The sequence below is a fragment of the Agromyces sp. NPDC055658 genome, assembly GCF_053618155.1.
The window spans coordinates 1-25346 of the sequence record NZ_JBSHHD010000023.1; the positions used below are offsets into that span (position 1 = coordinate 1).

Consider the following 25346-nt stretch of genomic DNA (forward strand, 5'->3'; position numbering starts at 1 on the left):
GTCTCGTCGAGGCATCCGCCGTTCGTGGTCGCGGCACGTGGGCCGGGGCCGGGAGCCGGCCGGACGTCCGGCGGTGTCGGCGGCCGCTTGTAGGCTGGTGCGGTGACGGACGCAGACAAGCCCACCCTCCTCGTCGTCGATGGCCACTCGCTGGCCTTCCGAGCCTTCTACGCCCTTCCGGTCGACAGCTTCACGACGCGCGACGGTCAGCACACGAACGCCATCCACGGCTTCCTCTCGATGCTGCTGCTCCTGCTCCAGAACGAGAAGCCCACGCACCTCGCGGTCGCGTTCGACGTGTCGCGGCACTCCTTCCGCACGCGCGAGTACGCCGAGTACAAGGGCACCCGGGGCGAGACCCCGCCCGAGTTCAAGGGCCAGGTGCCGCTGCTGCAAGAGGCCTTGCAGGCGATGGGGATCCAGGTCCTCGAGAAAGAGGACTTCGAGGCCGATGACATCCTCGCGACCCTGGCGGCGCGCGGGCGCACCGAGGGCTATCGCGTGCTGCTCGTCTCGGGCGACCGCGACACCATCCAGCTGGTGAACGACGACGTCACGCTGCTCTACCCGAACGCCCAGGGCGTCTCGCAGCTCAAGCGGTACGACCCCGAGGCGGTCGTCGAGCGGTACGGCATCCGCCCCGAGCAGTACCCCGACGTCGCGGCACTCGTCGGCGAGACGAGCGACAACCTGACCGGCATCACGAAGGTGGGCGAGAAGACCGCGGTCAAGTGGCTCGGGCTCTACGGCGACCTCGACGGCATCCTCGCCCACGCCGACGAGATCAAGGGCGTCGTCGGGCAGAACCTGCGCGACGAGAAAGAGAACGCGATCCGCAATCGCAAGCTCAACCGTCTCGTCGACGACGTCGAACTCGACGTCGTGATCCCCGAGCTCGCCGCGCGTCCGATCGACATCGAAGCGGTCCGCCCGCTCTTCGAGCGGCTCGAGTTCCGCACGCTCTTCGAGCGCCTGCGCAAGCTCGCGGCGGGCGAGACGAACGGCAACGGCAACGGGGCGGCGCCCGCGGCCGAGCCGGCACCGCTCATCGCCGCGCCGACGATGCCGACCTCGCAGAGCCTCGCCGGCGCCGAACTCGCGGCGTGGCTCGAGCGCGCCGTCGCCGCAGAGCCCGCGGGGCTCGGCCTCAGCCTCGAGGTCATCGACGGCCTCGTGGTGGGTGCCGGCATTGCGACGGCGACCGAGACGGTGCACCTCGCCTGGCGATCCGGCGCGGCCGAAGCAGGGCCGTTCGAAGCGTGGCTCGCCTCCGACTCCCCGAAGATCATGACCGATGCGAAGCCGCAGCTCGAGGCACTCGCGCGATCCGGTCTCGCCCTCGACGGGCTCGTCCTCGACACGCTCGTGGCCGGCTGGCTCGTGCGACCGAACCTGGTCGAGAAGACCCTGCCCGACCTCGTCGACCGCTACCTCGGCGAGACGGTGCCGCAGGCCGATCCCGCGCAGCTCGTCCCCGAAGAGGGCACCGACGCCGGCGCGCCGGAGTACGCGTGGTTCACGGTGCGCGTGGCGCCCGCCGTTCTGCGTGCCCTGCCCGAGCGGTCGCGTCAGCTGCTCGCCGACATCGAGATGCCGCTCGTCCCCGTGCTGGCCGCGATGGAGTTGCGCGGCGTGACCGTCGACCACGCCGAGCTCGCAGCGCTGTCCGCCGAACTCGGCGAGCGGGCCGCCGGCCTCGCCGAGGCCGCGTACGCGGAGATCGGTCGCGAGGTGAACCTCGGCTCGCCGAAGCAGTTGCAGGAGGTGCTGTTCGACCAGCTCGGCATGCCGAAGACGCGCGCCACGAAGACCGGCTACACGACGGATGCGAGTGCGCTGGCCGACCTCCAGGAGTCCAGCCCGCACCCGTTCCTCGGCTACCTGCTCGAGCACCGCGATGCGACTAAGCTGCGCCAGATCGTCGATTCGCTCGACAAGTCGATCGCGGCCGACGGCCGCATCCACACGAACTACGGCCAGATCGGCGCGGCGACCGGGCGCATGTCGTCGAACGATCCGAACCTGCAGAACATCCCGATCCGTACCGAAGACGGGCGACGCATCCGAAAGGCGTTCCGCCACGGTGCCGGGTACGCAGAACTCCTGACGGCCGACTATTCGCAGATCGAGATGCGCATCATGGCGCACCTCTCCGGCGACCCCGGGCTCATCGAGGCGTTCAACGCGGGCGAAGACCTGCACCGGTTCGTGGGTGCGCGCGTGTTCGCGGTCGACCCCGCCAACGTCACGCCGCTCATGCGCACGAAGGTCAAGGCGATGTCGTACGGCCTCGCCTACGGCTTGAGCGCGTTCGGCCTCTCGAAGCAGCTGCGCATCGATCGCGCTGAGGCGCAGCAGCTCATGCGCGAGTACTTCGAGCGCTTCGGAGCGGTGCGCGACTACCTGCGCGGCGTGGTCGAGCAGGCGAAGATCGACGGCTACACGGAGACGATCTTCGGCCGGCGCCGTCCGTTCCCCGACCTCAACAGCCCGAACCGCGTGCACCGCGAGAACGCGGAGCGCGCCGCGCTCAATTCGCCGATCCAGGGTTCGGCCGCCGACATCATGAAGATCGCGATGGTCGGCGTCGAGCGCGAGATCCGCGCGCAGGGGCTCGAGAGCCGCATGCTGCTCACCGTCCACGACGAGCTCATCTTCGAGGTGGCGGGCGGCGAATCCGAGGCGCTCGAGGCGCTCGTGCGAGACAAGATGGCGAACGCGGCCGAACTCAAGGTGCCGCTCGACGTACAGGTCGGGCGGGGCAGCGACTGGGAGGACGCGGCGCACTGATCGAGGGATCCTCGACGTCGACACGGGCGGGTTCGCTGTCCTAGGTTCGGAGGATGGCATCGAGTGAGCGCACCCCGACCGACGTCGACCGCATCGCCGAAGGCTGGGTCGACACGCTGGTCGACCTCGACCCGAGCATCGGCACCTACATCGGCCGGACGAGCCACGACGACCGGCTCGCCGACTACTCGCCGGCCGGGCACGAGCGGCGGGTCGCCGCGATCCGCGAGGCGGCCGCCGCGCTTCGGACCGCCGACCCGGCCGACGACGTCGACCGCATCACGGTCGCGGACCTCGGCTCCGAGCTGGAGCTCGAGCTCGCCCGGCACGACGCCGGGCTCCACCTCCGGGACCTCAACGTGATCGCGAGCCCGACGCAGGAGATCCGCGACGTGTTCGACCTCATGCCGACCGCCGAGGTCGACGACTGGTCGCGCATCGCGAATCGCCTCGGAGCGGTCCCGGGCGCGCTCGACGGCTACATCGAGACCCTGCGCGCGGGCGTCGGGGCGGGCATCGTCCCCGCGGTCCGGCAGGTGCACGAGGTCGCGGCGCAGGCGCGGCGCATCGCGAAGGCCGACGGCTTCTTCGCGACGTTCGCCGCGAGCGCGAAGGCGGGGGAGTCCGAGCTCCCCGACGCGCTTCGGCGCGACCTCGAGGCGGGCGCCGGCACGGCGAGCGAGGCGTACGACCGGCTCGCCGAGTTCCTCGAGTCCGAGCTCGCGCCGGTAGCGGGCGACGCCGATGCCGTCGGCCGCGACATCTACGCCCTCGAGTCGCGGCGCTTCCTCGGCGCCGTGATCGACCTCGACGAGACCTACGAATGGGGCATCGAAGAACTCGCGCGCATGGTCGCCGAGCAGGAGTCGATCGCCAACGAGATCAAGCCCGGGGCATCCGTTGCCGAGGCCATCGCGTTCCTCGACGACGATCCGAGCCGCAAGCTGCACGGCACCGACGCACTCCAACGGTGGATGCAGGAGACCAGCGACCGCGCGGTCGCGGAGCTCGCCGGCACGCAGTTCGACATCCCCGCCGAGATCCGCACCCTCGAGTGCATGATCGCCCCCACCCAGGAGGGCGGCATCTACTACACGGGCCCGAGCGACGACTTCTCACGGCCAGGTCGCATGTGGTGGTCGGTGCCGGAGGGCGTCACCGAGTTCGACACCTGGCGCGAACTCACCACGGTCTACCACGAGGGGGTCCCGGGTCACCACCTCCAGATCGGCCAGGCGGTCGTCAACCGCGGCCAGCTCAACACCTGGCGCCGGCAGCTCGCCGGCACGTCGGGTCACGCCGAGGGATGGGCGCTCTACGCAGAGCGTCTGATGCAGGGGCTCGGCTACCTCGACGATCCGGCCGACCGGCTCGGCATGCTCGACGGCCAGCGCATGCGCGCCGCCCGCGTCGTGCTCGACATCGGCGTGCACCTCGGCAAGCAGCGCCCCGACGGGCAGGGAGTCTGGACGGGCGACTACGCCTTCGAGTTCCTCGGGCAGAACGTCAACATGAACGAGGGCTTCGTGCGCTTCGAGGTGCACCGCTACCTCGGCTGGCCGGGGCAGGCACCCTCGTACAAGGTGGGCCAGCGCATCTGGGAGCAGCTGCGCGACGAGGTCGCCCGCCGGGAGGGCTCCGGCTTCGACATCCGCGACTTCCACCGGCGCGCGCTGGCGCTCGGCGGCGTCGGACTCGACACACTGCGCTCCGCGCTGCTCGGCTGAGTCCCGGGCGCGACGTGGCGCGTATCGTCATCGCAGGCGCGTCCGGGTTCATCGGCGCGCACCTCGTGCACCGCTACCGCGTCGCGGGCGATTCGGTGGCGACGATCGGCCGGTCCGGCGGGGACGCCTCGTGGTCCGATCCTCACGCGATCCGCCGGCTGCTCGACGGCGCCGACGTGCTCGTCAACCTCGCCGGGCGGAGCGTGAACTGCAGGTACACGCCTGCGAACCGTGAGGCGATCATGCAGTCGCGGCTGACGACGACCGCCGAACTGCGCGAGGCGGTCGCCGACGTCGACGAGCCGCCGGCCGTCTGGTTCAACTCCTCGACCGCGACGATCTACCGGCACGCCGACGACCGGCCGATGACCGAGTCGAGCGGTGAGCTCGGCACGGGGTTCTCGGTCGCCGTCGCGAAGGCGTGGGAGCGGGAGTTCTTCGACGGGGAGCTGCCGATGACCCGGCGGGTCGCGCTGCGGATCGCGATCGTGCTCGGCGACGGCAGTGCGCTGCGCCCGCTCGCGATGCTCGCCCGGCTCGGGCTCGGCGGCGCGCACCTCGACGGCCGGTGGCCGTCGTCGCGGGCGCGCCGCGGGGCCGGCACGCAGCACGTGTTCCGCACGCCCCGCGGCCGGCAGGGCTTCAGCTGGGTGCATGTCGAGGATGTCGCGCGCGCGATCGACTTCCTCCGCGACCGCGCCGACCTCAGCGGTCCGGTGAACGTCAGCTCGCCGAACCCGAGCGATGACCGCACCCTCATGCGCACCATCCGTCGACTCGTCGGTGCGCCGGTCGGCCTGCCCACGACGCGATGGATGCTCGAGCTCGGGTCGGCGGTCATCGGCACCGAGACCGAGCTCCTGCTCAAGAGCCGGTGGGTGCTGCCGCAGCGGTTGCTCGACGCCGGCTTCGAGTTCAGGTACCCCGAGCTGGAACCGGCGCTCGCGAGCATCCTCCGACCGACGGAGGGTGCCGTCGCCGCCGGCCCGGCTCGGCTCGGATGAGCCCCGGAGCCGTGCGGTTGCCGCGCACGCAGCGGTTCCGTTAGGATGGAGCGTCACTCGTGTGACATCCCTGTCCGCATGCCCATCGCGGAAACACATAACGCTCTACCGCGCGATGGGCTCGATATTGTCCTTTACGGAGCATTCACTACATGACAACCGCAACGACCAAGGCGCCCAAGCAGGTCGCGATCAACGACATCGGATCTGCTGACGATTTCCTCGCCGCGGTCGAGAAGACTTTGAAGTTCTTCAACGACGGCGACCTCATCGAGGGCACCGTCGTGAAGATCGACCGCGACGAGGTCCTCCTCGACGTCGGCTACAAGACCGAGGGCGTCATCCCCTCGCGCGAGCTTTCCATCAAGCACGACGTCGACCCCAGCGAGGTCGTCGGCGTCGGCGACACCGTCGAGGCCCTCGTTCTCCAGAAGGAGGACAAGGAAGGCCGCCTCATCCTGTCGAAGAAGCGTGCGCAGTACGAGCGCGCGTGGGGCGACGTGGAGAAGATCAAGGAGGCCGACGGCGTCGTGACCGGTTCGGTCATCGAGGTCGTCAAGGGCGGCCTGATCGTCGACATCGGCCTCCGCGGCTTCCTCCCGGCGTCGCTCATCGAGCTCCGCCGCGTGCGCGACCTCACGCCGTACCTCGGCCAGGAGATCGAGGCGAAGATCCTCGAGCTCGACAAGAACCGCAACAACGTGGTGCTCTCGCGCCGCGCGCTGCTCGAGCAGACGCAGTCCGAGTCGCGTTCGACGTTCCTCGCGAACCTGCACCCGGGCCAGATCCGCAAGGGTGTCATCTCGTCGATCGTCAACTTCGGTGCGTTCGTCGACCTCGGCGGCGTGGACGGCCTCGTGCACGTCTCCGAGCTGTCGTGGAAGCACATCGAGCACGCCAGCGAGGTCGTCGAGGTCGGCCAGGAGGTCACCGTCGAGGTGCTCTCCGTCGAGCTCGACCGCGAGCGCGTCTCGCTGTCGCTCAAGGCGACGCAGGAGGACCCGTGGCAGGTCTTCGCCCGGACCCACGCGATCGGCCAGGTCGCTCCGGGCAAGGTCACCAAGCTCGTGCCGTTCGGTGCGTTCGTTCGCGTCGCCGACGGCATCGAGGGCCTCGTGCACATCTCGGAGCTGTCGGGCAAGCACGTCGAGCTCGCCGAGCAGGTCGTGTCGGTCGGCGAAGAGGTCTTCGTCAAGGTCATCGACATCGACCTCGAGCGTCGCCGCATCTCGCTCTCGCTGAAGCAGGCGAACGAGGGCGTCGACCCCGAGGGCACCGAGTTCGACCCGGCGCTCTACGGCATGCTCACCGAGTACGACGAGCAGGGCAACTACAAGTACCCCGAGGGCTTCGACCCCGAGACCAACGAGTGGCGCGAGGGCTTCGAGGCCCAGCGCGAGAAGTGGGAGCAGGACTACGCTGCCGCCCAGGCTCGCTGGGAGGCGCACAAGAAGCAGGTTGCTGCTTCGCTCGCCGCCCAGGCTGCCGACGACTCGTTCTCGGCCGGCGGTGCCTCCTACTCGAGCGACTCGGCCGGCACGGGCACCCTTGCCGACGACGCCTCGCTCGCGGCGCTGCGCGAGAAGCTCTCGAGCAACAACTGATCGCACCTGCGACACGACTGAAGGCCGGTTCCCTCGGGAACCGGCCTTCGGCCGTTTCAGGGCGTCGTCGCGGGATGCCTCGCGGCTGCCTCGCGGCGGGCGCGACGACGCCGCACGACGAACACGAGCGCGATCACGAGCGCCACGATGCCGAAGACCACGAGCACGGGCGCCAGCACTGCGGCGAACGCGAGCGCGAAGCTCCCGGCGTCTTCCGCGGCACTCACGACCGGGCCGCCGAATCCGAGTGTCGCTGTGTTGACGACCGGCCGGGCGGCGGCCTTCGCCACGTGTACGAGCAGCGCGAGGCCGACGCCGATCGCGACGGGAACCCAGGCGTTCGAGCTGAAGAACGACCCGGGATCGGTCACGACGGCGGTCGTCGAGTCGATCCCGGTGCCGAAGACGATTCCGCCGGCGGTCGGCCTGACGACCGTCTGCACGACATCGTTCGCCGAGTCGAGACCCGGCACCTTGTCGGCGATGAACTCGACCGCGAGCAGGAGGACCAGCACGAGCAGGACCCACTCGTTCGAGAGCCACGCCCACGCGGGCGGCAGTTCGACGAGGGTCGTGAAGCGATCGAGCGCACCGAGCACGACGAGCGGGATCCAGGCGTTGAGACCGGCCGCGAGCGCGAGCCCGGTGCCGGTGAGCAGCTCGAGCATCCGCGCCTCCTCGTGGGTCGAGTCGAGTGTCGCACGATTAGAGTGGTGTCGTGTATCTGATCGGGCTCACTGGTGGTATCGCCTCGGGGAAGTCGACCGTCGCGCGCAGGCTGTACGAACACGGGGCGGTTCACATCGATGCCGACGACCTCGCCCGGCGGGTCGTCGCACCGGGCACCCCCGGGCTCGCGGCGGTCATCGCGGAGTTCGGCGAGGGCGTCCTCCGACCCGACGGCTCACTCGACCGCGCGAAGCTCGGCGAGATCGTCTTCAAGGACGACGCCGCGCGGGCCCGCCTGAACTCCATCGTCCACCCCGCGGTGCGGGAGCTGTCGTCGCGGCTCATCGCCCGCGCCGAGGCCGATGACCCCGATGCCGTCGTCGTGTACGACGTGCCGCTCCTCGTCGAGGCATCCGTCGATCACCCGTTCGATCTCGTCGTCGTGACGAACGCGCCGCGCCGCACCCAGGTGAAGCGGCTCGTCGAGGAGCGCGGCCTCGACCTGATGCAGGCCGAGGCGCGAGTCGACGCGCAGGTCGACAACACTCGGCGGCTCGCGATCGCCGACGTGGTCATCGACACCGACGGCTCGCTCGCGCACACGATGAGCCAGACCGACGCCCTGTGGGCGCGGGTCGTGGCCGAGCGCTCCGGACGCGATGTCGGAGGCCGCTCCTAGACTTGGAGCATGCAGGCCACGCGCTCAGTTCGCCCGTTCGAGGTCATCAGCGAGTATCGACCGAGCGGTGACCAGCCGCAGGCGATCGCCGAACTCGCCGGCCGCATCAACGCGGGTGAGACCGACGTCGTGCTGCTCGGAGCGACCGGTACCGGCAAGTCGGCGACGACGGCCTGGCTCATCGAGCAGGTCCAGCGTCCGACCCTCGTGCTGGCCCACAACAAGACCCTCGCCGCGCAGCTCGCGAACGAGTTCCGCGAGCTGCTGCCGAACAACGCGGTCGAGTACTTCGTCTCCTACTACGACTACTACCAGCCAGAGGCCTACGTCCCGCAGACCGATACGTTCATCGAGAAAGACAGTTCGATCAACGCCGAGGTCGAGCGGCTGCGCCACTCGACGACGAACTCCCTGCTCAGCCGGCGCGACGTCGTCGTGGTGTCGACCGTGTCCTGCATCTACGGCCTCGGCACGCCCGAGGAGTACCTCGGGGCGATGATGCCGCTGCAGGTCGGCCAACGGGTCGACCGCGACTGGCTCATCCGCAAGTTCGTCTCGATGCAGTACCAGCGCAACGACGTCGACTTCTCGCGGGGCACGTTCCGCGTGCGCGGCGACACGATCGAGATCATCCCCGTCTACGAAGAGCTGGCGATCCGCATCGAGATGTTCGGTGACGAGATCGAGGCGCTCTACAGCCTGCATCCGCTCACGGGGCAGATCGTCCGCCAGCTCGACGCGGTTCCCGTCTTCCCGGGATCGCACTACGTCGCATCGACCGACGTGATGCAGCGCGCCATCGGAACCATCCGCGACGAGCTCGACGAGCGCCTCGCCGAGCTCGAACGCGAGGGCAAGCTGCTCGAGGCGCAGCGGCTGCGCATGCGCACGACCTTCGACCTGGAGATGATGGAGCAGATCGGGTTCTGCTCGGGCATCGAGAACTACTCGCGGCACATCGACGGGCGCGCGCCCGGCGAAGCGCCGCACTGCCTGCTCGACTACTTCGCCGACGACTTCCTCGTCGTGATCGACGAGTCGCACGTGACGGTGCCGCAGATCGGTGCCATGTACGAGGGCGACTCGTCGCGCAAGCGCACCCTCGTCGAGCACGGGTTCCGGCTGCCGAGCGCCCTCGACAACCGCCCCCTCAAGTGGGACGAGTTCAAGGCGCGCGTCGGCCAGACCGTGTACCTCTCCGCGACGCCGGGCCGATACGAGATGGGCATCGCCGACGGCGTCGTCGAGCAGATCATCCGGCCGACCGGCCTCGTCGATCCGCAGATCGTCGTGAAGCCGTCGAAGGGGCAGATCGACGACCTGCTCGAAGAGATCCGCAAGCGTGCCGAGCGCGACGAGCGGGTCCTCGTCACCACCCTCACGAAGAAGATGGCCGAAGAGCTCACCGACTTCCTCACCGAGGCCGGGGTCAGGGTGCGCTACCTGCACTCCGACGTCGACACGCTCCGGCGGGTCGAACTGCTCACCGAGCTTCGCGCAGGCGTCTACGACGTGCTCGTCGGCATCAACCTGCTGCGCGAGGGTCTCGACCTCCCCGAGGTGTCGCTCGTCGCGATCCTCGACGCCGACAAAGAGGGGTTCCTCCGGTCGTCGACCTCGCTCATCCAGACGATCGGGCGCGCCGCGCGCAACGTCTCGGGCGAGGTGCACATGTACGCCGACGTGCTCACCGACTCGATGAAGCAGGCGATCGACGAGACGACGCGTCGGCGCGACCGGCAGCTCGAGTACAACCGCGTCAACGGCATCGATCCCCAGCCACTGCGCAAGCGCATCGCCGACATCACCGAGGTGCTCGCGCGCGAAGAGGCCGACACCGCTGCGCTGCTCGCGGGCCGCGACGGCCGTAAGAAGTCGCCGGTGCCGAACCTCCGTACCGAAGGCATCGCCGCCGAGGGCGCGAACGACCTCGAAGAGCTCATCCGCGACCTCAACGACCAGATGCTCGAGGCGGCCGGCGAGCTCAAGTTCGAACTCGCCGCGCGACTGCGCGACGAGGTGTCCGAGCTCAAGCGCGAGCTCCGGCAGATGGAGAAGGCGGGGCACCTGGGCTGACGGGTACGGCGGGCGCGCTGCAGTCTCGACGGGGGCGCCCGCCGGTCCGATTCGAACATCTGTTCGCCGACAGCGCATCGGTCGAGGCATCCGTGTCGGTGGGTCTCTCTAGACTCGAAGGGTGCCAGTTTCACGTCTCGATGCCCATTCGCGCCTGAGTGTCCGCGGTGCCCGCGTGCACAACCTGCACAACGTCGACGTCGAGATCCCGCGCGACGCGATGGTCGTGTTCACAGGCCTCTCGGGTTCGGGCAAGTCGTCGCTCGCGTTCGACACGATCTTCGCCGAGGGGCAACGACGCTACGTCGAGTCGCTGTCGGCATACGCCCGGCAGTTCCTCGGGCAGGTCGACCGGCCCGACGTCGACTTCATCGAGGGCCTGAGCCCCGCCGTGTCGATCGACCAGAAGTCGACGAACCGCAACCCCCGCTCGACGGTCGGCACGATCACCGAGATCTACGACTACATGCGACTGCTGTGGGCGCGCATCGGCGTGCCGCACTGCCCGGTCTGCGGCGAGAAGATCCAGCGGCAGACGGTGCAGCAGATCGCCGACCGGCTGATGGAGCTCGAGGAGGGCACCCGGTTCCAGGTGCTGAGCCCCGTGGTGTCGAAGAAGAAGGGCGAGTTCGTCGACCTCTTCCGCGAACTGGCGGCGCAGGGCTATTCGCGTGCCGTCGTCGACGGCGAACTCATCCGCCTCGACGAGCCGCCGAAGCTCAAGAAGCAGATCAAGCACGACATCTCCGTCGTCGTCGACCGGCTCGTCGCCGGGCCCGACGTGCTGGGCCGGCTCACCGACTCGCTCGAGACGGCGCTCCGGCTCACCGACGGCCTGGTGCAGGTCAACTTCATCGACGAGTCGGGTCCCGACGTCTGGCACACCTTCTCCGAGAAGCTCTCGTGCCCGAACCAGCACCCGATCCAGCTCACCGAGATCGAGCCGCGCACCTTCTCGTTCAACGCGCCGTTCGGCGCCTGTCCCGAGTGCTCCGGCCTCGGCACGCGCATGTCGGTCGACGAAGAGCTGCTGCTCGGCGACCCGGCCCTCTCGATCACCGACGGCGTCATCCTCCCGTGGACCTCGCAGGGCAAGAGCCTCTACAACTACTACGAGAAGCTGCTCGACGGGCTCGCCCGCGACCTCGGCTTCTCCCTCGACACGCCGTGGGCCGAGCTCCCCGACGAGGCACGGCAGGCGGTCCTGCGCGGGCAGAACTTCGAGGTCAAGGTGCGCTGGCGCAACCGGTACGGCCGTGAGATGAGCTACACCTCGGGCTTCGAGGGCGTCGTGCCGTACATCGAGCGGCAGTACCTCCAGGCCGAGACCGACGTGCAGCGGGCGCGGTGGGCCGAGTACCTGCGCGAGGTGCCCTGCCCCGTGTGCGACGGCAAGCGGCTGAAGCCCGAGGTGCTGTCCGTGCTGATCCACGATCACAGCATCGCCGACGTCGGCCTGCTGAGCCTCACCGATGCGCGCGCATTCATGGACCGCCTCGAGCTCACCGATCGCGAGCAGGCCATCGGCGCCCAGGTGCTGCGCGAGATCAAGGTCCGCCTCGACTTCCTCATCCGGGTCGGCCTCAGCTACCTCGACCTCGCGCGCGCCGCCGGCACCCTCTCCGGCGGCGAGGCGCAGCGCATCCGCCTCGCCACGCAGATCGGCTCGGGCCTCACGGGCGTGCTGTACGTGCTCGACGAGCCGAGCATCGGCCTGCACCAGCGCGACAACCGGCGTCTCATCGACACCCTCGTCGCGTTGCGCGACCTGGGCAACACGCTCATCGTCGTCGAACACGACGAAGACACCATTCGCACGGCCGACTGGATCGTCGACATCGGCCCCGGGGCCGGTGTCAACGGCGGTACCGTCGTGCACTCCGGCAGCTACGACGACCTGCTGAAGAACACGCGCTCGCTCACTGGCGACTACCTGTCCGGCCGCAAAGAGATCGCGACCCCGGCGCGACGCCGGCCGATCGACCGCGACCGCATGATCTCGGTGCAGGGCGCCGCGGCGAACAACCTCCGCGGCATCGACGTCGAGTTCCCGCTCGGAACGTTCACGGCGGTGACCGGCGTGAGCGGCTCGGGCAAGTCGTCGCTCGTCAACGACATCCTCTACCGCGTTCTCGCGAACAAGCTCAACGGCGCACGCAAGGTCCCGGGCAAGCACCGCCGGGTGACCGGCCTCGAGCAGCTCGACAAGGTCGTGCACGTCGACCAGGCGCCGATCGGGCGCACACCGCGATCGAACCCCGCGACCTACACGGGCGTGTTCGACCGCATCCGCACGCTCTTCTCCGAGACGACCGAGGCCAAGGCCCGAGGCTACCTCCCGGGGCGGTTCAGCTTCAACGTCAAGGGCGGGCGCTGCGAGGCGTGCTCGGGCGACGGCACGATCAAGATCGAGATGAACTTCCTGCCCGACGTCTACGTCGCGTGCGAGGTGTGCGGCGGCAAGCGATACAACCGCGAGACGCTGCAGGTGCACTACAAGGGCAAGAACATCGCCGAGGTGCTCGAGATGCCGATCTCCGAGGCGGCCGAGTTCTTCGAGCCGATCTCGGCGATCCACCGCTATCTCAAGACGCTCGTCGACGTCGGACTCGGCTACGTGCAGCTCGGACAGAGCGCGACGACGCTCTCGGGCGGCGAGGCGCAGCGCGTGAAGCTGGCGACCGAGCTGCAGCGACGGTCGAACGGCCGCAGCGTCTACGTGCTCGACGAGCCGACGACCGGCCTGCACTTCGAAGACGTGCAGAAGCTCCTCCGGGTGCTCGGCAAGCTCGTCGAGAAGGGCAACACCGTGATCGTCATCGAGCACTCGCTCGACGTCATCAAGTCGGCCGACTGGATCATCGACCTCGGGCCGGAGGGCGGCTCGGGCGGCGGCCAGGTCGTCGCCACCGGCACTCCCGAGCATGTCGCGACGGTCGCCGAGAGCCACACGGGCTACTTCCTCCGCGAGATCTTCGACGCCGCCGCCGAGCGCGCCGACGTCGCCAGCTGAGCCGATGGTGAGCGCGCGACCGAGCTCCGACACGGTTCCGTACCGCCCGAAGCCGGGCGAGATCCCGACGAGTCCCGGCGTGTACCGCTTCCGCGACGCCGACAGGCGGGTGCTCTACGTCGGCAAGGCGAAGAACCTGCGGGCGAGGCTCTCGAACTACTTCGCTCCGCTGAGGAGCCTCCACGAGCGCACCCGGCGCATGGTCACGAGCGCCTCGTCGGTCGAGTGGACGGTCGTCGGCAGCGAGGTCGAGGCGCTCCAGCTCGAGATCACGTGGATCAACGAGTTCCATCCCCCGTTCAATGTCCGCTTCAAGGACGACAAGTCGTACCCGTACCTCGCCGTGACGATGGCCGACGAGGCGCCGCGAGCCTTCGTCACGCGCAATCGCAAGATCCGCGGCGCCCGCTACTTCGGGCCGTACCCGAAGGTGTGGGCGATCAACGAGACGCTCGAGATCCTGCTGAAGCTCTTCCCGATCCGCACGTGCAAAGACAGCGACTACCGGCGGGCGATGGCGAGCGGCAAGCCGTGCTTCGCCGGTCAGATCGGTCGCTGCTTCGGGCCGTGCTCAGGGCTCGTCACCATCGAGGAGCACCGCGAGAACGTCGACCGCTTCGTCGGGTTCATGCAGAATCAGGACCGGCGCATCGTCGGCGAGCTGACCGATCGCATGCAGGCCGCCGCCGCCGCGCAGGAGTACGAGGCAGCCGCCCGCTACCGCGACCGCCTGCAGGCGGCGAACGCCTTCTTCGAGAAGAGCGCGGTCGTGCTCGGCGACAAGGTCGACCTCGACGTCTTCGGCGTCGACCACGACGAGCTCGCCGCCGCCGTCCAGCTGTTCATCGTCCGGGGCGGTCGAGTGCGCGGCGTGCACTCGTGGACCGTCGACAAGGAGCTCGACGTGCCGCTCGGCGACCTCGTCGACTCGATCGTGCAGAACGCCTACGCCGATGGGCTGACTCCGCCGGCCGAGGTCGTCGTTCCCGAGCTCCCCGACGACGCTGCGGCGCTCGAGGACTGGCTGGGCGCGACCGCCGGACGGAAGGTGCGCCTGCGGGTGGCGCAGCGCGGCGACAAGGCCTCGCTCCTGCAGACCGCGACGCAGAACGCACGCCAGACGCTCATGCTCTACAAGACCCGTCGTAGCGCCGACTTCACGACGCGCTCGCGTGCCCTCGAAGACATCCAGGAGGCGCTCGGCATGGCCGATGCGCCGCTCCGGATCGAGTGCTACGACGTCTCGCACCTGAGCGGCACCAACATCGTGGCATCCATGGTGGTCTTCGAAGACGGCCTGCCGCGCAAAGACGAGTACCGCCGGTTCACGATCCCGCAGTCGAGCGACGACACCGACTCGATCCATCAGGTGCTCACCCGACGGTTGGCGTACCTCGCGAACGCGTACGAGGCTGCGGCCGAGCGCAAGGGAGACGCCGGCGACGCTCCCGAGCGGCGCAAGAAGTTCGCCTACCCGCCGAACCTGCTCGTCGTCGACGGCGGGCAGCCGCAGGTCGCGGCCGCGGAGCGCGCCCTGCGGGAGTCGGGAGTCCAGGGCATCTACCTCTGCGGCATCGCGAAGCGTCTCGAGGAGATCTGGACGCCCGAGAGCGACTTCCCGGTCATCCTGCCGCGCAACAGCGACGCGCTCTTCCTGTTCCAGCGGGTGCGCGACGAGGCCCATCGGTTCGCGATCACGCACCAGCGGCAGCGTCGCAAGCGCGACATCGGGTCGGTGCTCGCCGAGATCCCGGGCCTGGGCCCCGCCCGGGTGAAGGAGTTGCTGCGCCACTTCGGCTCGGTCGCGCGGTTGCGTGCGGCCGACGAGCACGCCATCGCCGAAGTGAAGGGCATCGGCCCGACGCTCGCGGCGACCGTCCACGCGCAGCTGCACGCCGATCCCGCGCCCGCACCCCGCTAGGCTGGTGTGTCGGTACGAGAAGGGGGCTGGCATGGCGGCGGGGGAGCCCGAGCGGCAGGAGATGCTCATCGTCACGGGGATGTCCGGTGCCGGACGATCGACCGTGGGCAATGCGCTCGAGGACCTCGGCTGGTACGTCGTCGACAACCTGCCGCCGCAGATGCTGCGCCCGCTCGTCGAGCTCGTCGAACGAGCCGGCACGTCGCTGCCGCGCATCGCGGCGGTCGTCGACATCCGCGGCCGTGACTTCTTCGCCGAGCTCCAGGACATCATCCAGGCGCTGCGCACCGGCGTGAACGTCCGCGTCGTCTTCCTCGACGCGAACGACGCGGTGCTCGTGCGGCGTTTCGAGGCGGTCCGCAGGCCGCACCCCCTGCAGGGCAACGGCACCCTCCTCGACGGGATCGGCGCCGAACGTGCTCGCCTCGCGACCCTTCGCGAGGCGAGCGACTTCGTCGTCGACACCTCCGACCTCAACATCCACCAACTCGCCAACCTCATCACCGAGACGTTCGCCGACGCCGACCATGCGGGCCTCCGGGTGACGATGCAGAGCTTCGGCTTCAAGTACGGTGCTCCGACCGACGCCGACCTCATCGCCGACGCCAGGTTCCTGCCCAATCCGTTCTGGAATCCCGAACTGCGACACCTCACGGGCGAAGACGCCCCGGTGCGCGACTTCGTGCTCGGCCAGCCGGGCGCCATGGAGTTCATCGACGCCTACGCCAAGGCGCTCGAACCCGTCCTCGCCGGCTACCAGCGAGAGAACAAGCGGCACGCGACGATCGCGATCGGCTGCACGGGCGGCAAGCACCGCTCGGTGGCGATGGTCCGAGAGCTGAGCGAGCGCGTCGCGAACATGCCCGGCGTCGTCGTGAGCGTGAAGCATCGCGACCTCGGTCGCGAATGACGCCGGGCCCGCAACACAGATTGGAACACAGGTGCCATTGACCGCTGATGTGAAAGAGGAGCTCGCCCGCGTCGAGGTCTCCAAGACGAGCGTACGAGTCGCGGAACTCGCGTCCGTGCTGCGCTTCGCCGGCGGACTCCACATCATCCAGAACCGCATCGCGATCGAAGCGGAGCTCGACTCGAAGACGGTCGCCAAGCGCGTCACCCGCGATCTCGGCGAGATCTACGGTGTTCGTCCCGACGTCTCGGTGATCTCGCCGTCCGGTGTCCGCCGCACCAACCAGTACCTCATCCGCGTGCTCGACGGCGGCGAGACTCTCGCCCGTCAGACGGGGCTGCTCGATGCGCGTCGCCGGCAGGTGCGCGGCCTCCCGAACAAGCTGACGACGGGTTCGCGCGACGAGATCGCCGCGGTCTGGCGCGGCGCCTTCCTCGCGCAGGGGAGCCTCACCGATCCCGGCCGCTCGGCCGCGCTCGAGATCACCTGCCCCGGCAACGAGACGGCGATGGCGCTCGTCGGGGCGGCCGGGAGACTCGGCATCTCCGCCAAGGCGCGCGAGGTGCGGGGCGTGCACCGCGTCGTCATCCGCGACGGAGAGGCGATCAGCGCGATGCTCTCGGCCATGGGGGCGACCGGCACCGTCCGCAACTGGGAGGAGCTCCGCCAGCGCCGCGAGGTGCGGGCGACGGCCAACCGGCTGGTCAACTTCGACGACGCGAACCTGCGCCGGTCGGCCCAAGCCGCAGTCGCCGCGTGCGCGCGGGTCGAGCGGGCGATGGAACTGCTCGGCGACGACATCCCCGACCACCTGCGCTACGCCGGCGAGCTCCGGCTCGCGCACCGCGATGCGAGCCTCGACGAGCTCGGCCACCACGCCGACCCGCCGATGACGAAGGACGCCGTCGCCGGACGGATCCGGCGACTGCTCGCGATGGCCGACAAGCGTGCCGCCGACCTCGGCGTCCCGGGCACCGAGGCGAGCCTGCCTGCTGATCTCGACGAGGTCTGAGCCCCAGTCGTCCTTCCTGCCGTTGCCCCGCGTGACGAGCCCCGATGGCGGCGTCGGGGTCGGGCATAGACTCGGGAGAGCGGCCGTGGAGACCCGGGTGAGACGCCCGGGTGCCCCGGCGCGTCTGACAAGGAGAAGCAATGGCTGACTACACCCTCCCCGATCTCGCCTACGACTATTCGGCGCTCGAGCCGGCGATCAGCGGCACGATCATGGAGCTGCACCACTCGAAGCACCACCAGGCGTACGTGACCGGCGCGAACACCGCGCTCGCCCAGCTCGCCGAGGCGCGCGACTCGGGCAACCTCGCGAACGTCAACAAGCTCGAGAAGGACCTCGCGTTCAACCTCGGCGGCCACGTCAACCACTCGATCTTCTGGACGAACCTGTCGCCGAACGGCGGCGACAAGCCGACCGGAGAGCTCGCCGCCGCGATCGACGACCAGTTCGGCTCGTTCGACAAGTTCCAGGCCCACTTCACCGCGACGGCGCTCGGCGTGCAGGGCTCGGGCTGGGCCGTGCTGGCGTGGGACTCGCTCGGTCAGCGCCTGATCATCGTGCAGTTCTTCGACCAGCAGGGCAACCTGCCGGCCGGGATCGTTCCGCTCCTCATGCTCGACGTCTGGGAGCACGCGTACTACCTCGACTACAAGAACGTACGCGCCGACTACGTCAAGGCGTTCTGGACGATCGTCGACTGGGAGAACGTCCAGCAGCGCTTCACCGCAGCTGGTGAGAAGACCTCAGGGCTGCTGCTACTGTCGTAAATCGGATGGTGTCCCCGGCATCGTCCGGGGACGCCGTCGTCCGATCCGTCCATCCGTGAAACGGCGCGATCCGCGCCACGTCAGGAGACATCCGTGTCTGTAAAGATCGGCATCAACGGCTTCGGCCGTATCGGCCGCAACTACTTCCGCGCGGCACTCGCCCAGGGCGCCGACCTCGAGATCGTCGCGGTGAACGACCTCACCGACAACAAGACGCTCGCCCACCTCCTGAAGTTCGACTCGGTCACGGGCCAGCTCGACGCCACCGTCGAGTACGACGACGAGCACATCATCGTCGACGGCACGCCGATCCGCGCCTTCGCGGAGCGCGACCCCGCGAACCTCCCGTGGGGCGACCTCGGCGTCGACATCGTCATCGAGTCGACGGGCTTCTTCACGAAGGCCGCCGACGCGCGCAAGCACCTCGAGGCCGGGGCGAAGAAGGTGCTGATCTCCGCACCCGCGACCGACGAGGACGCGACGTTCGTCATGGGCGTGAACGAAGACACGTACGTGCCCGAGCGCCACCACATCATCTCGAACGCCTCCTGCACCACGAACTGCCTTGCGCCGCTCGCCAAGGTGTTCAACGACGCGTTCGGCATCGAGCGCGGTCTCATGACCACGGTGCACGCCTACACCGCCGACCAGAACCTGCAGGACGGCCCGCACAAGGACCTGCGTCGCGCACGCGCCGCGGCGATCAACATCGTGCCGACCTCGACCGGCGCCGCCAAGGCGATCGGGCTCGTGCTGCCCGAGCTCGTCGGCAAGCTCGACGGCTTCGCCCTCCGCGTGCCCGTGCCGACCGGCTCGATCACCGACCTCACCGTGACGGCCTCGCGCCCCGTGACGGTCGACGAGATCAAGGCCGCCTACAGGGCCGCCGCCGAGGGGCCGCTGAAGGGCATCCTCAAGTACTCGGAGGACGAGCTCGTCTCCTCCGACATCGTCTCCGACCCGCACTCGTCGATCTTCGACGCCGGACTCGTGCGCGTGATCGGCGACCAGGTGAAGCTGTCCGCCTGGTACGACAACGAGTGGGGCTATTCCAACCGCCTCGTCGACCTGACCGAGTACGTGGCCGACCGGCTCTGAAAGCGAGAAACGTGACCCTGCGAACCATCTCCTCACTCGGCGACCTCGCGGGCAAGCGCGTCGTCGTCCGCTGCGACCTCAACGTTCCGTTGAACGACGGGGTCATCACGGACGACGGCCGCGTGCGCGCGTCCGTCCCGACGATCGACGCCCTGCGCTCGCAGGGCGCCCGTGTGATCGTCATCTCCCACCTCGGTCGCCCCGACGGCGCGCCCGACCCCAAGTACAGCCTGGCGCCCGTCGCCTCGCGGCTCGGCGAACTGCTCGGCGCCCCCGTGGCGTTCGCGACCGACACGGTCGGCGAGGATGCCTCGGCGAAGGCGGCGGCGCTCGGCGACGGCGACGTGCTCGTGCTCGAGAACCTGCGCTTCAACCCGGGGGAGACCTCGAAGAACGAGGCCGAGCGCACCGCGTTCGCCGGTGAGCTCGCGGCCTTCGCCGACGCGGTCGTCTCCGACGGCTTCGGCGTCGTGCATCGCAAGCAGGCGAGCGTGTACGAGCTCGCCGAGCTGCGCCCGAGCGCCGCGGGACTGCTGATCGCCGCCGAGCTCGACGTGCTCGACCGGCTCACCGAGAACCCCGAGCGCCCGTACACGGTCGTGCTCGGCGGTTCGAAGGTCTCCGACAAGCTCGGGGTCATCGCCCACCTGCTGCCCCGTGTCGATCGCCTCCTCATCGGTGGCGGCATGCTGTTCACGTTCCTCGCCGCCCAGGGGCACAAGGTCGCGTCGAGCCTGCTCGAGGCCGACCAGATCGACACCGTCAACGGCTACCTCGCCGAGGCCGCCGAGCGCGGGGTCGAACTCGTGCTGCCGACCGACGTCGTGGTCGCGGCATCGTTCTCGGCCGATGCGGAGCACGTCGTCACCCCGGCCGACGCGATCGAGGAGACGCCGTTCGGAGCCTCCGGGCTCGGCCTCGACATCGGTCCCGAGACGGCGGCGCGGTTCGCCGAGCTCGTGCGCGACTCGAAGACGGTGTTCTGGAACGGCCCGATGGGCGTCTTCGAACTCGCCCCGTTCGCCGCCGGCACCCGTGCGGTGGCCGAGGCGCTCACCGAGGTCGACGGCCTCAGCGTGGTCGGCGGAGGCGACTCGGCCGCTGCCGTGCGCGTGCTCGGCTTCGACGACGAACGATTCGGACACATCTCGACGGGCGGGGGCGCGAGCCTCGAATTCCTCGAGGGTAAGAAGCTCCCCGGACTGGAGGTCCTCGGATGGCAGTGAAGCGCACCCCGTTCATCGCAGGCAACTGGAAGATGAACCTCGACCACCTGCAGTCGATCGCGTTCGTGCAGAAGCTCGCGTGGGCGCTCGGCGACGCGAAGCACGACTTCGCCGACGCGGAGGTCGCGGTCTTCCCGCCGTTCACCGACCTGCGCAGCGTGCAGACGCTCGTCGCAGCCGACTCGCTGTCGATCGGCTATGGCGCGCAGGACCTGTCGAAGCACGACTCCGGCGCCTACACGGGTGAGATCTCGGGCGCGTTCCTGAAGCAGCTCGACTGCGGGTACGTCATCATCGGCCACTCCGAGCGGCGCACGCTGCACGGCGAGACCGACGACGACGTGAACGCGAAGGTCATCGCCGCCCACCGCCACGGCCTCGTGCCAGTGCTCTGCGTCGGTGAGACCGCGGACGACCTCGAGGCGCACGGTGCCAGCGCGGTGCCGGTCGCACAGCTGCGCGCGGCGCTCGAGGGCGTCGATGCGGCCAAGGGCCTCGTCATCGCCTACGAGCCGGTCTGGGCGATCGGATCGGGTCAGGCGGCGACGCCCGCCCAGGCCGAACAGGTCGCCGCCGCCCTGCGCGCGGTGCTCGCCGAGATCGCCGGCGACGAGATCGCCGCGTCGACCCGCATCCTCTACGGCGGATCGGTCAAGGCGGCCAACATCGCCGCGTTCCTGCGCGAGCCGAACGTCGACGGTGCGCTCGTGGGCGGTGCGAGCCTCGACATCGACGAGTTCTCGAGCATCGTCCGCTTCAAGAAGCACGTCGGCGCCTGACCCGCGTCGGGGGTCGGCGCGAGTCTCCGACCTCCGACGCCGCGCCCGGCTATACTCGATTGTCGGCATCGACCCCCTGCGTCGTGCCCGGAAAGGTTCACCGTGGAGATTCTCCAAGTCGTGCTCGAGGTGCTGCTCGGCCTCACGAGCCTGCTGCTGACGCTGCTCATCCTGCTGCACAAGGGTCGCGGCGGCGGTCTGTCCGACATGTTCGGCGGTGGCGTCACCTCGAGCCTGGGTGCGTCGGGCGTCGCCGAGCGCAACCTGAACCGCATCACGGTGGTGCTGGGCCTCGTCTGGATCACGTGCATCGTGATCCTCGGGCTCATCACGAAGTTCCAGACCGGCGCCTGACGAGGAGGAGACATGGCATCAGGCAACAGCGCCATCCGCGGCTCCCGCGTGGGAGCCGGACCGATGGGCGAGCAGGACCGCGGCTTCCACGCCGATCGCGTCGCGATCAGCTACTGGGACGCCCAGGGCAACGAGACCGTCCGGTACTTCGCGGCGAACCTGCCCGAAGAGGAGATCCCCGACGTCATCGACAGCCCGTCCACGGGGCTGCCGGCTGGTCGTGACCGTGAGAATCCTCCCGCGGTGACCAAGCTCGAACCGTACAAGACCCACCTCGCGTACGTGAAGGAGCGTCGTACCGAAGACGAGGCGGCCGCGCTGCTCGACGAGGCGCTCACCCAGCTCCGCACCCGGCGCGGGCAGCTTCCCAAAGACTGATTTCGCTCCCTGGGCGACGAGAACGGGGCGGGCCATCGGCCCGCCCCGTTCGTCGTGCGTGGGGTGATCCGCGTCAGTACTCCCGGGCGATGAGCGCCTCGGGCACCTCGGCCGCGGCGTCGCGGTCGACGAAGAACACGGTGCGCCGGCGTCCCTTGATGCCGGCGACCGGCACCTCGTCGCGGCTCGCGCCGGCGAGTGCGAGCCCGAGGGCGGAGGCCTTGTCGGCACCCGCGAGCACCATCCATACGCGCTGAGACGCGTTGAGCACCGGGCGGGTGAGGCTGAGGCGCTCGGGCGGCGGCTTCGGCGAATCGCGCACGGGGATGACCGTCTGGTCGGCGACCTCGATGCCCGACCGGTGCGGGAAGAGCGAGGCGATGTGTCCATCGGGTCCGACGCCGAGGAACGTGATGTCGAAGATCGGGTGCTCGGCGCCCTCGGCGGCATGGTCGGCCAGCTCGGCCGCGTACTCGACGGCGGCCTCGTCGAGCGTCAGTCCGGAGTCGGAAGCCGGGAACGGATGCACGTTCTCGTCGGGGAGGTCGAGATCGTCGAGGAGGGCGTCGCGCGACTGGCGATCGTTGCGATCGGCATCGCCGTGCGGAACCCACCGTTCGTCGCCCCACCAGAAGTGCACGCGCGACCAGTCGATCGACATGCGAGCGGGGGAGGCGGCCACGGCCTCGAGCACGGCCGAGCCCATCGACCCGCCCGTGAGCACGACGTGCACGACGGGCTGCGCGTCGAGCAGGTCGAGCGTCTTCGTGATGAATCGCGCGGCCACCGCGCCGGCGAGCGTCGCCTTGTCGGGGTGCACGAGCACCCGGCGTTCGTTCGTCACTCGATCTCCTCCGCACCGTCGTCGGCGAGGAGCCGGAGCCCCTTCGCGATGACTTCACCGTACAGCTCGTCGGGGTCGAGTCGGCGCAGCTCATCGGCGAGGCAGTCGCGAAGGCTGCGTCGGGGGAGCGCGACGTCGTGCAGCGGCTGGTCGGGCTGACGCAGCGTCGCAACTCCCGGCACGTCGCGCACGAGCTCGATGGGGCCGCTCGGGCGATCGAGCCGCACACCGTGGATGCCGTGCGACCCCTCGTCGACGCCGGTGAGCTCGACCTCGGTCGAGCAGCCGAGCTGCAGCCGCAGCCAGGCGCCGAGCAGGGTCGTCGACGGCGAGTCGATCGCGCCCGACACGTGCACCGCGGTGATCGGCTCGTAGGGCGGCTGGTCGAGCACGGCGGCGAGCTGGGCCCGCCAGAGCGTGAGCCTCGTCCACGAGAAGTCGGCGTCACCGGGGGTGTAGCTCGCCGCGAGCGCATGCAGGGCCGCCTGCGGATCGGGCTGGGTCGAGGCATCCGTGATGCGTCGCTGCGCGATGCGCCCGAGCGGTGAGCGCCCGGGCACCGCGGGCGCGGCGCCGGGCCACCACGTGACCACCGGGGCGTCGGGCAGCAGCAGGGCCATCACGAGGCTCTCCTCGTAGCGCGCGGCGTCGCCGTGCGCGCGGAGGATGATGACCTCGCTCGCACCCGCGTCGCCGCCCACCCGGATCTCGGCGTCGAGTCGGGCTTCGATCGCATCGGATTCGGTACCGGGCTCGATCGAGACCACGATGACGCGCATCGGATGCTCGCGCGAGGCGTCGTTGGCCGCCTCGATGGCCTCCTCCTCGGCGTCGGGCGTGGTGGCGATGACGAGCGTGAGCACCCGGCCGAGGGCGACGACGCCGCCGTCCTCCCGGATCTTCACGAGCGTCTTCGAGACCTGGCTCGTGGTCGTGTCGGGCAGTTCGACGATCATGGGCGTCTCCAAGTGCGTCCGTCGCGGGCGAGCAGCTCGTCGGCCGAGCTCGGCCCCCAGGTGCCGGGCCGGTACTGTTCGGGCTGACCCTGGGTCGCCCAGAACTCCTCGATCGGGTCGAGGATCTTCCAGCTGAGCTCGACCTCCTCCTGGCGGGGGAAGAGCGGCGGGTCGCCGAGCAGCACGTCGAGGATGAGCCGCTCGTACGCCTCGGGGCTCGCCTCGGTGAACGCGTGGCCGTATCCGAAGTCCATCGTGACGTCGCGCACCTGCATGCCGGCGCCCGGAACCTTCGAGCCGAACCGGATGGTGACGCCCTCGTCGGGCTGCACGCGGATGACGAGCGCGTTCTGGCCCAGCTCGGAGGTCTGGCTGTCGGCGAAGAGCTGCTGCGGCGCCCGCTTGAACACGACGGCGATCTCCGTGACGCGACGCCCGAGGCGCTTGCCGGCACGCAGGTAGAACGGTACGCCGGCCCAGCGCCGGGTTCCGATCGTGAGCTTCATCGCCGCGTAGGTCTCGGTCGTCGAGGCGGGGTTCATGCCGTCCTCCTCGAGGAAGCCGACGACGTGCTCGCCACCCTGCCAGCCGCCCGAGTACTGACCGCGCGCGGTGCCCGTCGCGAGGTCCTCGGGGATGCGCACGGCGGCAAGGATCTTCTCCTTCTCAGCGCGCAGGTCGGCGGCGTCGAACGAGATCGGCTCCTCCATCGCGGTGAGCGCGAGCAGCTGCAGCAGGTGGTTCTGGATGACGTCGCGGGCCGCGCCGATGCCGTCGTAGTAGCCGGCACGACCGCCGACCCCGATGTCCTCGGCCATCGTGATCTGCACGTGGTCGACGTAGTTGGTGTTCCAGATCGGCTCGTACAGCTGGTTGGCGAAGCGCAGGGCGAGGATGTTCTGGACCGTCTCCTTGCCGAGGTAGTGGTCGATGCGGAAGACCGAGTCGGGCGGGAACACGCTCGCCACGACGTCGTTGAGCTCGCGCGCCGACGCCAGGTCGCTGCCGAACGGCTTCTCGATCACGACCCGCCGCCACTGGCCGTCGCGCTGCTCGGTGAGGCCCGAGCGCTTGAGCTGCTCGGTGACGAGCGGGAACGACTTCGGCGGGATGGACAGGTAGAACGCGTGGTTGCCCATCGTGCCGCGTTCGCGGTCGAGCGTCGCGACGACGTCACGCAGGCGGTCGAACGCCGCGTCGTCGTCGAACGTCCCGGTGACGAACCGGATGCCTCGCGCGAGTTGCTGCCAGACGTCCTCGCGGAACTCGGTGCGGGCGTACTCCTTCACGGAGTCGTGCACGATCTGTGCGAAGTCCTCGTCCTCCCAGTCGCGGCGGGCGAACCCGACGAGCGCGAAGCCCGGGGGCAGGAGCCCGCGGTTCGCGAGGTCGTAGACCGCCGGCATCAGCTTCTTGCGCGAGAGGTCGCCCGTCACGCCGAAGATGATGAGGCTCGACGGCCCCGCGATGCGGTTGAGCCGGTAGTCCTTGGGAGATCGGAGGGGGTTGTGGTGCGCCGAGATCTCTGCCGAAACCACG

General features: G+C 69.5%; 20 protein-coding genes. 16 read left to right on the top strand and 4 right to left on the bottom strand.

Annotation, left to right across the window (positions count from 1 at the left end; all coding sequences use genetic code 11):
- The first annotated feature begins 102 nt into the window (after positions 1-102).
- The 4 genes from polA (at position 103) to rpsA (ending at position 7125) form a co-directional block, all read left to right on the top strand.
- The gene (polA, locus tag ACWGPE_RS12020; protein ID WP_452048776.1) at positions 103-2790 is read left to right on the top strand and encodes a DNA polymerase I; all 2688 of its coding nucleotides are present in this window, start codon (positions 103-105) and stop codon (positions 2788-2790) included.
- Between the two features lie 53 nt (positions 2791-2843).
- Positions 2844-4517: a DUF885 domain-containing protein gene (locus ACWGPE_RS12025; protein WP_452048777.1), complete on the top strand. Its 1674-nt coding sequence runs from the start codon at positions 2844-2846 to the stop codon at positions 4515-4517.
- Positions 4518-4531: 14 nt separating this feature from the next.
- Positions 4532-5521 (top strand): epimerase, encoded by a 990-nt coding sequence (locus tag ACWGPE_RS12030; protein WP_452048778.1) that lies wholly within the window; start codon positions 4532-4534, stop codon positions 5519-5521.
- Between the two features lie 152 nt (positions 5522-5673).
- Complete coding sequence (gene rpsA, locus ACWGPE_RS12035; protein ID WP_231430925.1) at positions 5674-7125, top strand: 30S ribosomal protein S1; 1452 nt, start codon at positions 5674-5676, stop codon at positions 7123-7125.
- A 56-nt stretch (positions 7126-7181) separates the two neighbouring features.
- Here the strand turns inward: rpsA and ACWGPE_RS12040 are convergent, their stop codons facing one another.
- Positions 7182-7793: a DUF4126 domain-containing protein gene (locus ACWGPE_RS12040; RefSeq protein WP_376930235.1), complete on the bottom strand. Its 612-nt coding sequence runs from the start codon at positions 7791-7793 to the stop codon at positions 7182-7184.
- A 50-nt stretch (positions 7794-7843) separates the two neighbouring features.
- On the opposite strand from ACWGPE_RS12040, the gene coaE reads away from it, so the two are divergent.
- The 12 genes from coaE (at position 7844) to ACWGPE_RS12100 (ending at position 22007) form a co-directional block, all read left to right on the top strand.
- Positions 7844-8473: a dephospho-CoA kinase gene (gene coaE, locus ACWGPE_RS12045; RefSeq protein ID WP_231430927.1), complete on the top strand. Its 630-nt coding sequence runs from the start codon at positions 7844-7846 to the stop codon at positions 8471-8473.
- A gap of 9 nt (positions 8474-8482) precedes the next feature.
- Positions 8483-10549, top strand: a complete 2067-nt coding sequence (uvrB, locus tag ACWGPE_RS12050) for an excinuclease ABC subunit UvrB (RefSeq protein WP_231430928.1) — start codon at positions 8483-8485, stop codon at positions 10547-10549.
- A 121-nt stretch (positions 10550-10670) separates the two neighbouring features.
- A complete protein-coding gene (gene uvrA / locus ACWGPE_RS12055; protein ID WP_452048779.1) occupies positions 10671-13562 on the top strand; it encodes an excinuclease ABC subunit UvrA in 2892 nt (963 codons plus the stop codon).
- A 7-nt stretch (positions 13563-13569) separates the two neighbouring features.
- Positions 13570-15483, top strand: a complete 1914-nt coding sequence (gene uvrC / locus ACWGPE_RS12060) for an excinuclease ABC subunit UvrC (RefSeq protein WP_231430930.1) — start codon at positions 13570-13572, stop codon at positions 15481-15483.
- A gap of 31 nt (positions 15484-15514) precedes the next feature.
- On the top strand, positions 15515-16393 hold the full coding sequence (gene rapZ, locus ACWGPE_RS12065) for an RNase adapter RapZ (RefSeq protein ID WP_231430931.1): 879 nt from the start codon (positions 15515-15517) through the stop codon (positions 16391-16393).
- 31 nt (positions 16394-16424) lie between these two features.
- Positions 16425-17405, top strand: coding sequence for a DNA-binding protein WhiA (gene whiA, locus ACWGPE_RS12070; RefSeq protein WP_231430932.1), 981 nt, complete (start codon positions 16425-16427; stop codon positions 17403-17405).
- Between the two features lie 140 nt (positions 17406-17545).
- Positions 17546-18172 carry a superoxide dismutase gene (locus tag ACWGPE_RS12075; protein ID WP_275506932.1) on the top strand — a complete coding sequence of 209 codons (627 nt, stop codon included), beginning with the start codon at positions 17546-17548 and terminating at the stop codon, positions 18170-18172.
- A 93-nt stretch (positions 18173-18265) separates the two neighbouring features.
- Positions 18266-19270, top strand: a complete 1005-nt coding sequence (gap, locus tag ACWGPE_RS12080; RefSeq protein ID WP_275506933.1) for a type I glyceraldehyde-3-phosphate dehydrogenase — start codon at positions 18266-18268, stop codon at positions 19268-19270.
- Positions 19271-19281: 11 nt separating this feature from the next.
- A complete protein-coding gene (locus ACWGPE_RS12085; RefSeq protein WP_231430935.1) occupies positions 19282-20496 on the top strand; it encodes a phosphoglycerate kinase in 1215 nt (404 codons plus the stop codon).
- On the top strand, positions 20487-21275 hold the full coding sequence (gene tpiA, locus ACWGPE_RS12090; protein ID WP_231430936.1) for a triose-phosphate isomerase: 789 nt from the start codon (positions 20487-20489) through the stop codon (positions 21273-21275). Before ACWGPE_RS12085 ends, tpiA begins: the two co-directional genes overlap by 10 nt.
- 102 nt (positions 21276-21377) lie before the next feature.
- A complete protein-coding gene (gene secG / locus ACWGPE_RS12095; protein ID WP_231430937.1) occupies positions 21378-21629 on the top strand; it encodes a preprotein translocase subunit SecG in 252 nt (83 codons plus the stop codon).
- Positions 21630-21641: 12 nt separating this feature from the next.
- Complete coding sequence (locus tag ACWGPE_RS12100) at positions 21642-22007, top strand: RNA polymerase-binding protein RbpA (RefSeq protein ID WP_231430938.1); 366 nt, start codon at positions 21642-21644, stop codon at positions 22005-22007.
- Between the two features lie 73 nt (positions 22008-22080).
- Here ACWGPE_RS12100 and pgl read toward each other — a convergent pair whose 3' ends face one another.
- Genes pgl through zwf form a run of 3 tightly spaced genes read right to left on the bottom strand, consistent with a single transcriptional unit; the run spans position 22081 to position 25345 of the window.
- A complete protein-coding gene (gene pgl, locus ACWGPE_RS12105) occupies positions 22081-22851 on the bottom strand; it encodes a 6-phosphogluconolactonase (RefSeq protein ID WP_231430939.1) in 771 nt (256 codons plus the stop codon).
- On the bottom strand, positions 22848-23807 hold the full coding sequence (locus ACWGPE_RS12110) for a glucose-6-phosphate dehydrogenase assembly protein OpcA (RefSeq protein ID WP_275506935.1): 960 nt from the start codon (positions 23805-23807) through the stop codon (positions 22848-22850). Before ACWGPE_RS12110 ends, pgl begins: the two co-directional genes overlap by 4 nt.
- The gene (gene zwf, locus ACWGPE_RS12115; protein WP_231430941.1) at positions 23804-25345 is read right to left on the bottom strand and encodes a glucose-6-phosphate dehydrogenase; all 1542 of its coding nucleotides are present in this window, start codon (positions 25343-25345) and stop codon (positions 23804-23806) included. Before zwf ends, ACWGPE_RS12110 begins: the two co-directional genes overlap by 4 nt.
- Position 25346: the final 1 nt, after the last annotated feature.

Excerpts from the sequence above, each read along its gene's own strand:
- uvrB (WP_231430928.1), top strand. The coding sequence starts at position 8,483 with ATGCAGGCCACGCGCTCAGTTCGCCCGTTCGAGGTCATCAGCGAGTAT.
- ACWGPE_RS12025 (WP_452048777.1), top strand. The coding sequence starts at position 2,844 with ATGGCATCGAGTGAGCGCACCCCGACCGACGTCGACCGCATCGCCGAA.
- ACWGPE_RS12100 (WP_231430938.1), top strand. The coding sequence starts at position 21,642 with ATGGCATCAGGCAACAGCGCCATCCGCGGCTCCCGCGTGGGAGCCGGA.
- rapZ (WP_231430931.1), top strand. The coding sequence starts at position 15,515 with ATGGCGGCGGGGGAGCCCGAGCGGCAGGAGATGCTCATCGTCACGGGG.
- ACWGPE_RS12040 (WP_376930235.1), bottom strand. The coding sequence starts at position 7,793 with ATGCTCGAGCTGCTCACCGGCACCGGGCTCGCGCTCGCGGCCGGTCTC.
- tpiA (WP_231430936.1), top strand. The coding sequence starts at position 20,487 with ATGGCAGTGAAGCGCACCCCGTTCATCGCAGGCAACTGGAAGATGAAC.
- ACWGPE_RS12075 (WP_275506932.1), top strand. The coding sequence starts at position 17,546 with ATGGCTGACTACACCCTCCCCGATCTCGCCTACGACTATTCGGCGCTC.
- rpsA (WP_231430925.1), top strand. The coding sequence starts at position 5,674 with ATGACAACCGCAACGACCAAGGCGCCCAAGCAGGTCGCGATCAACGAC.
- ACWGPE_RS12110 (WP_275506935.1), bottom strand. The coding sequence starts at position 23,807 with ATGATCGTCGAACTGCCCGACACGACCACGAGCCAGGTCTCGAAGACG.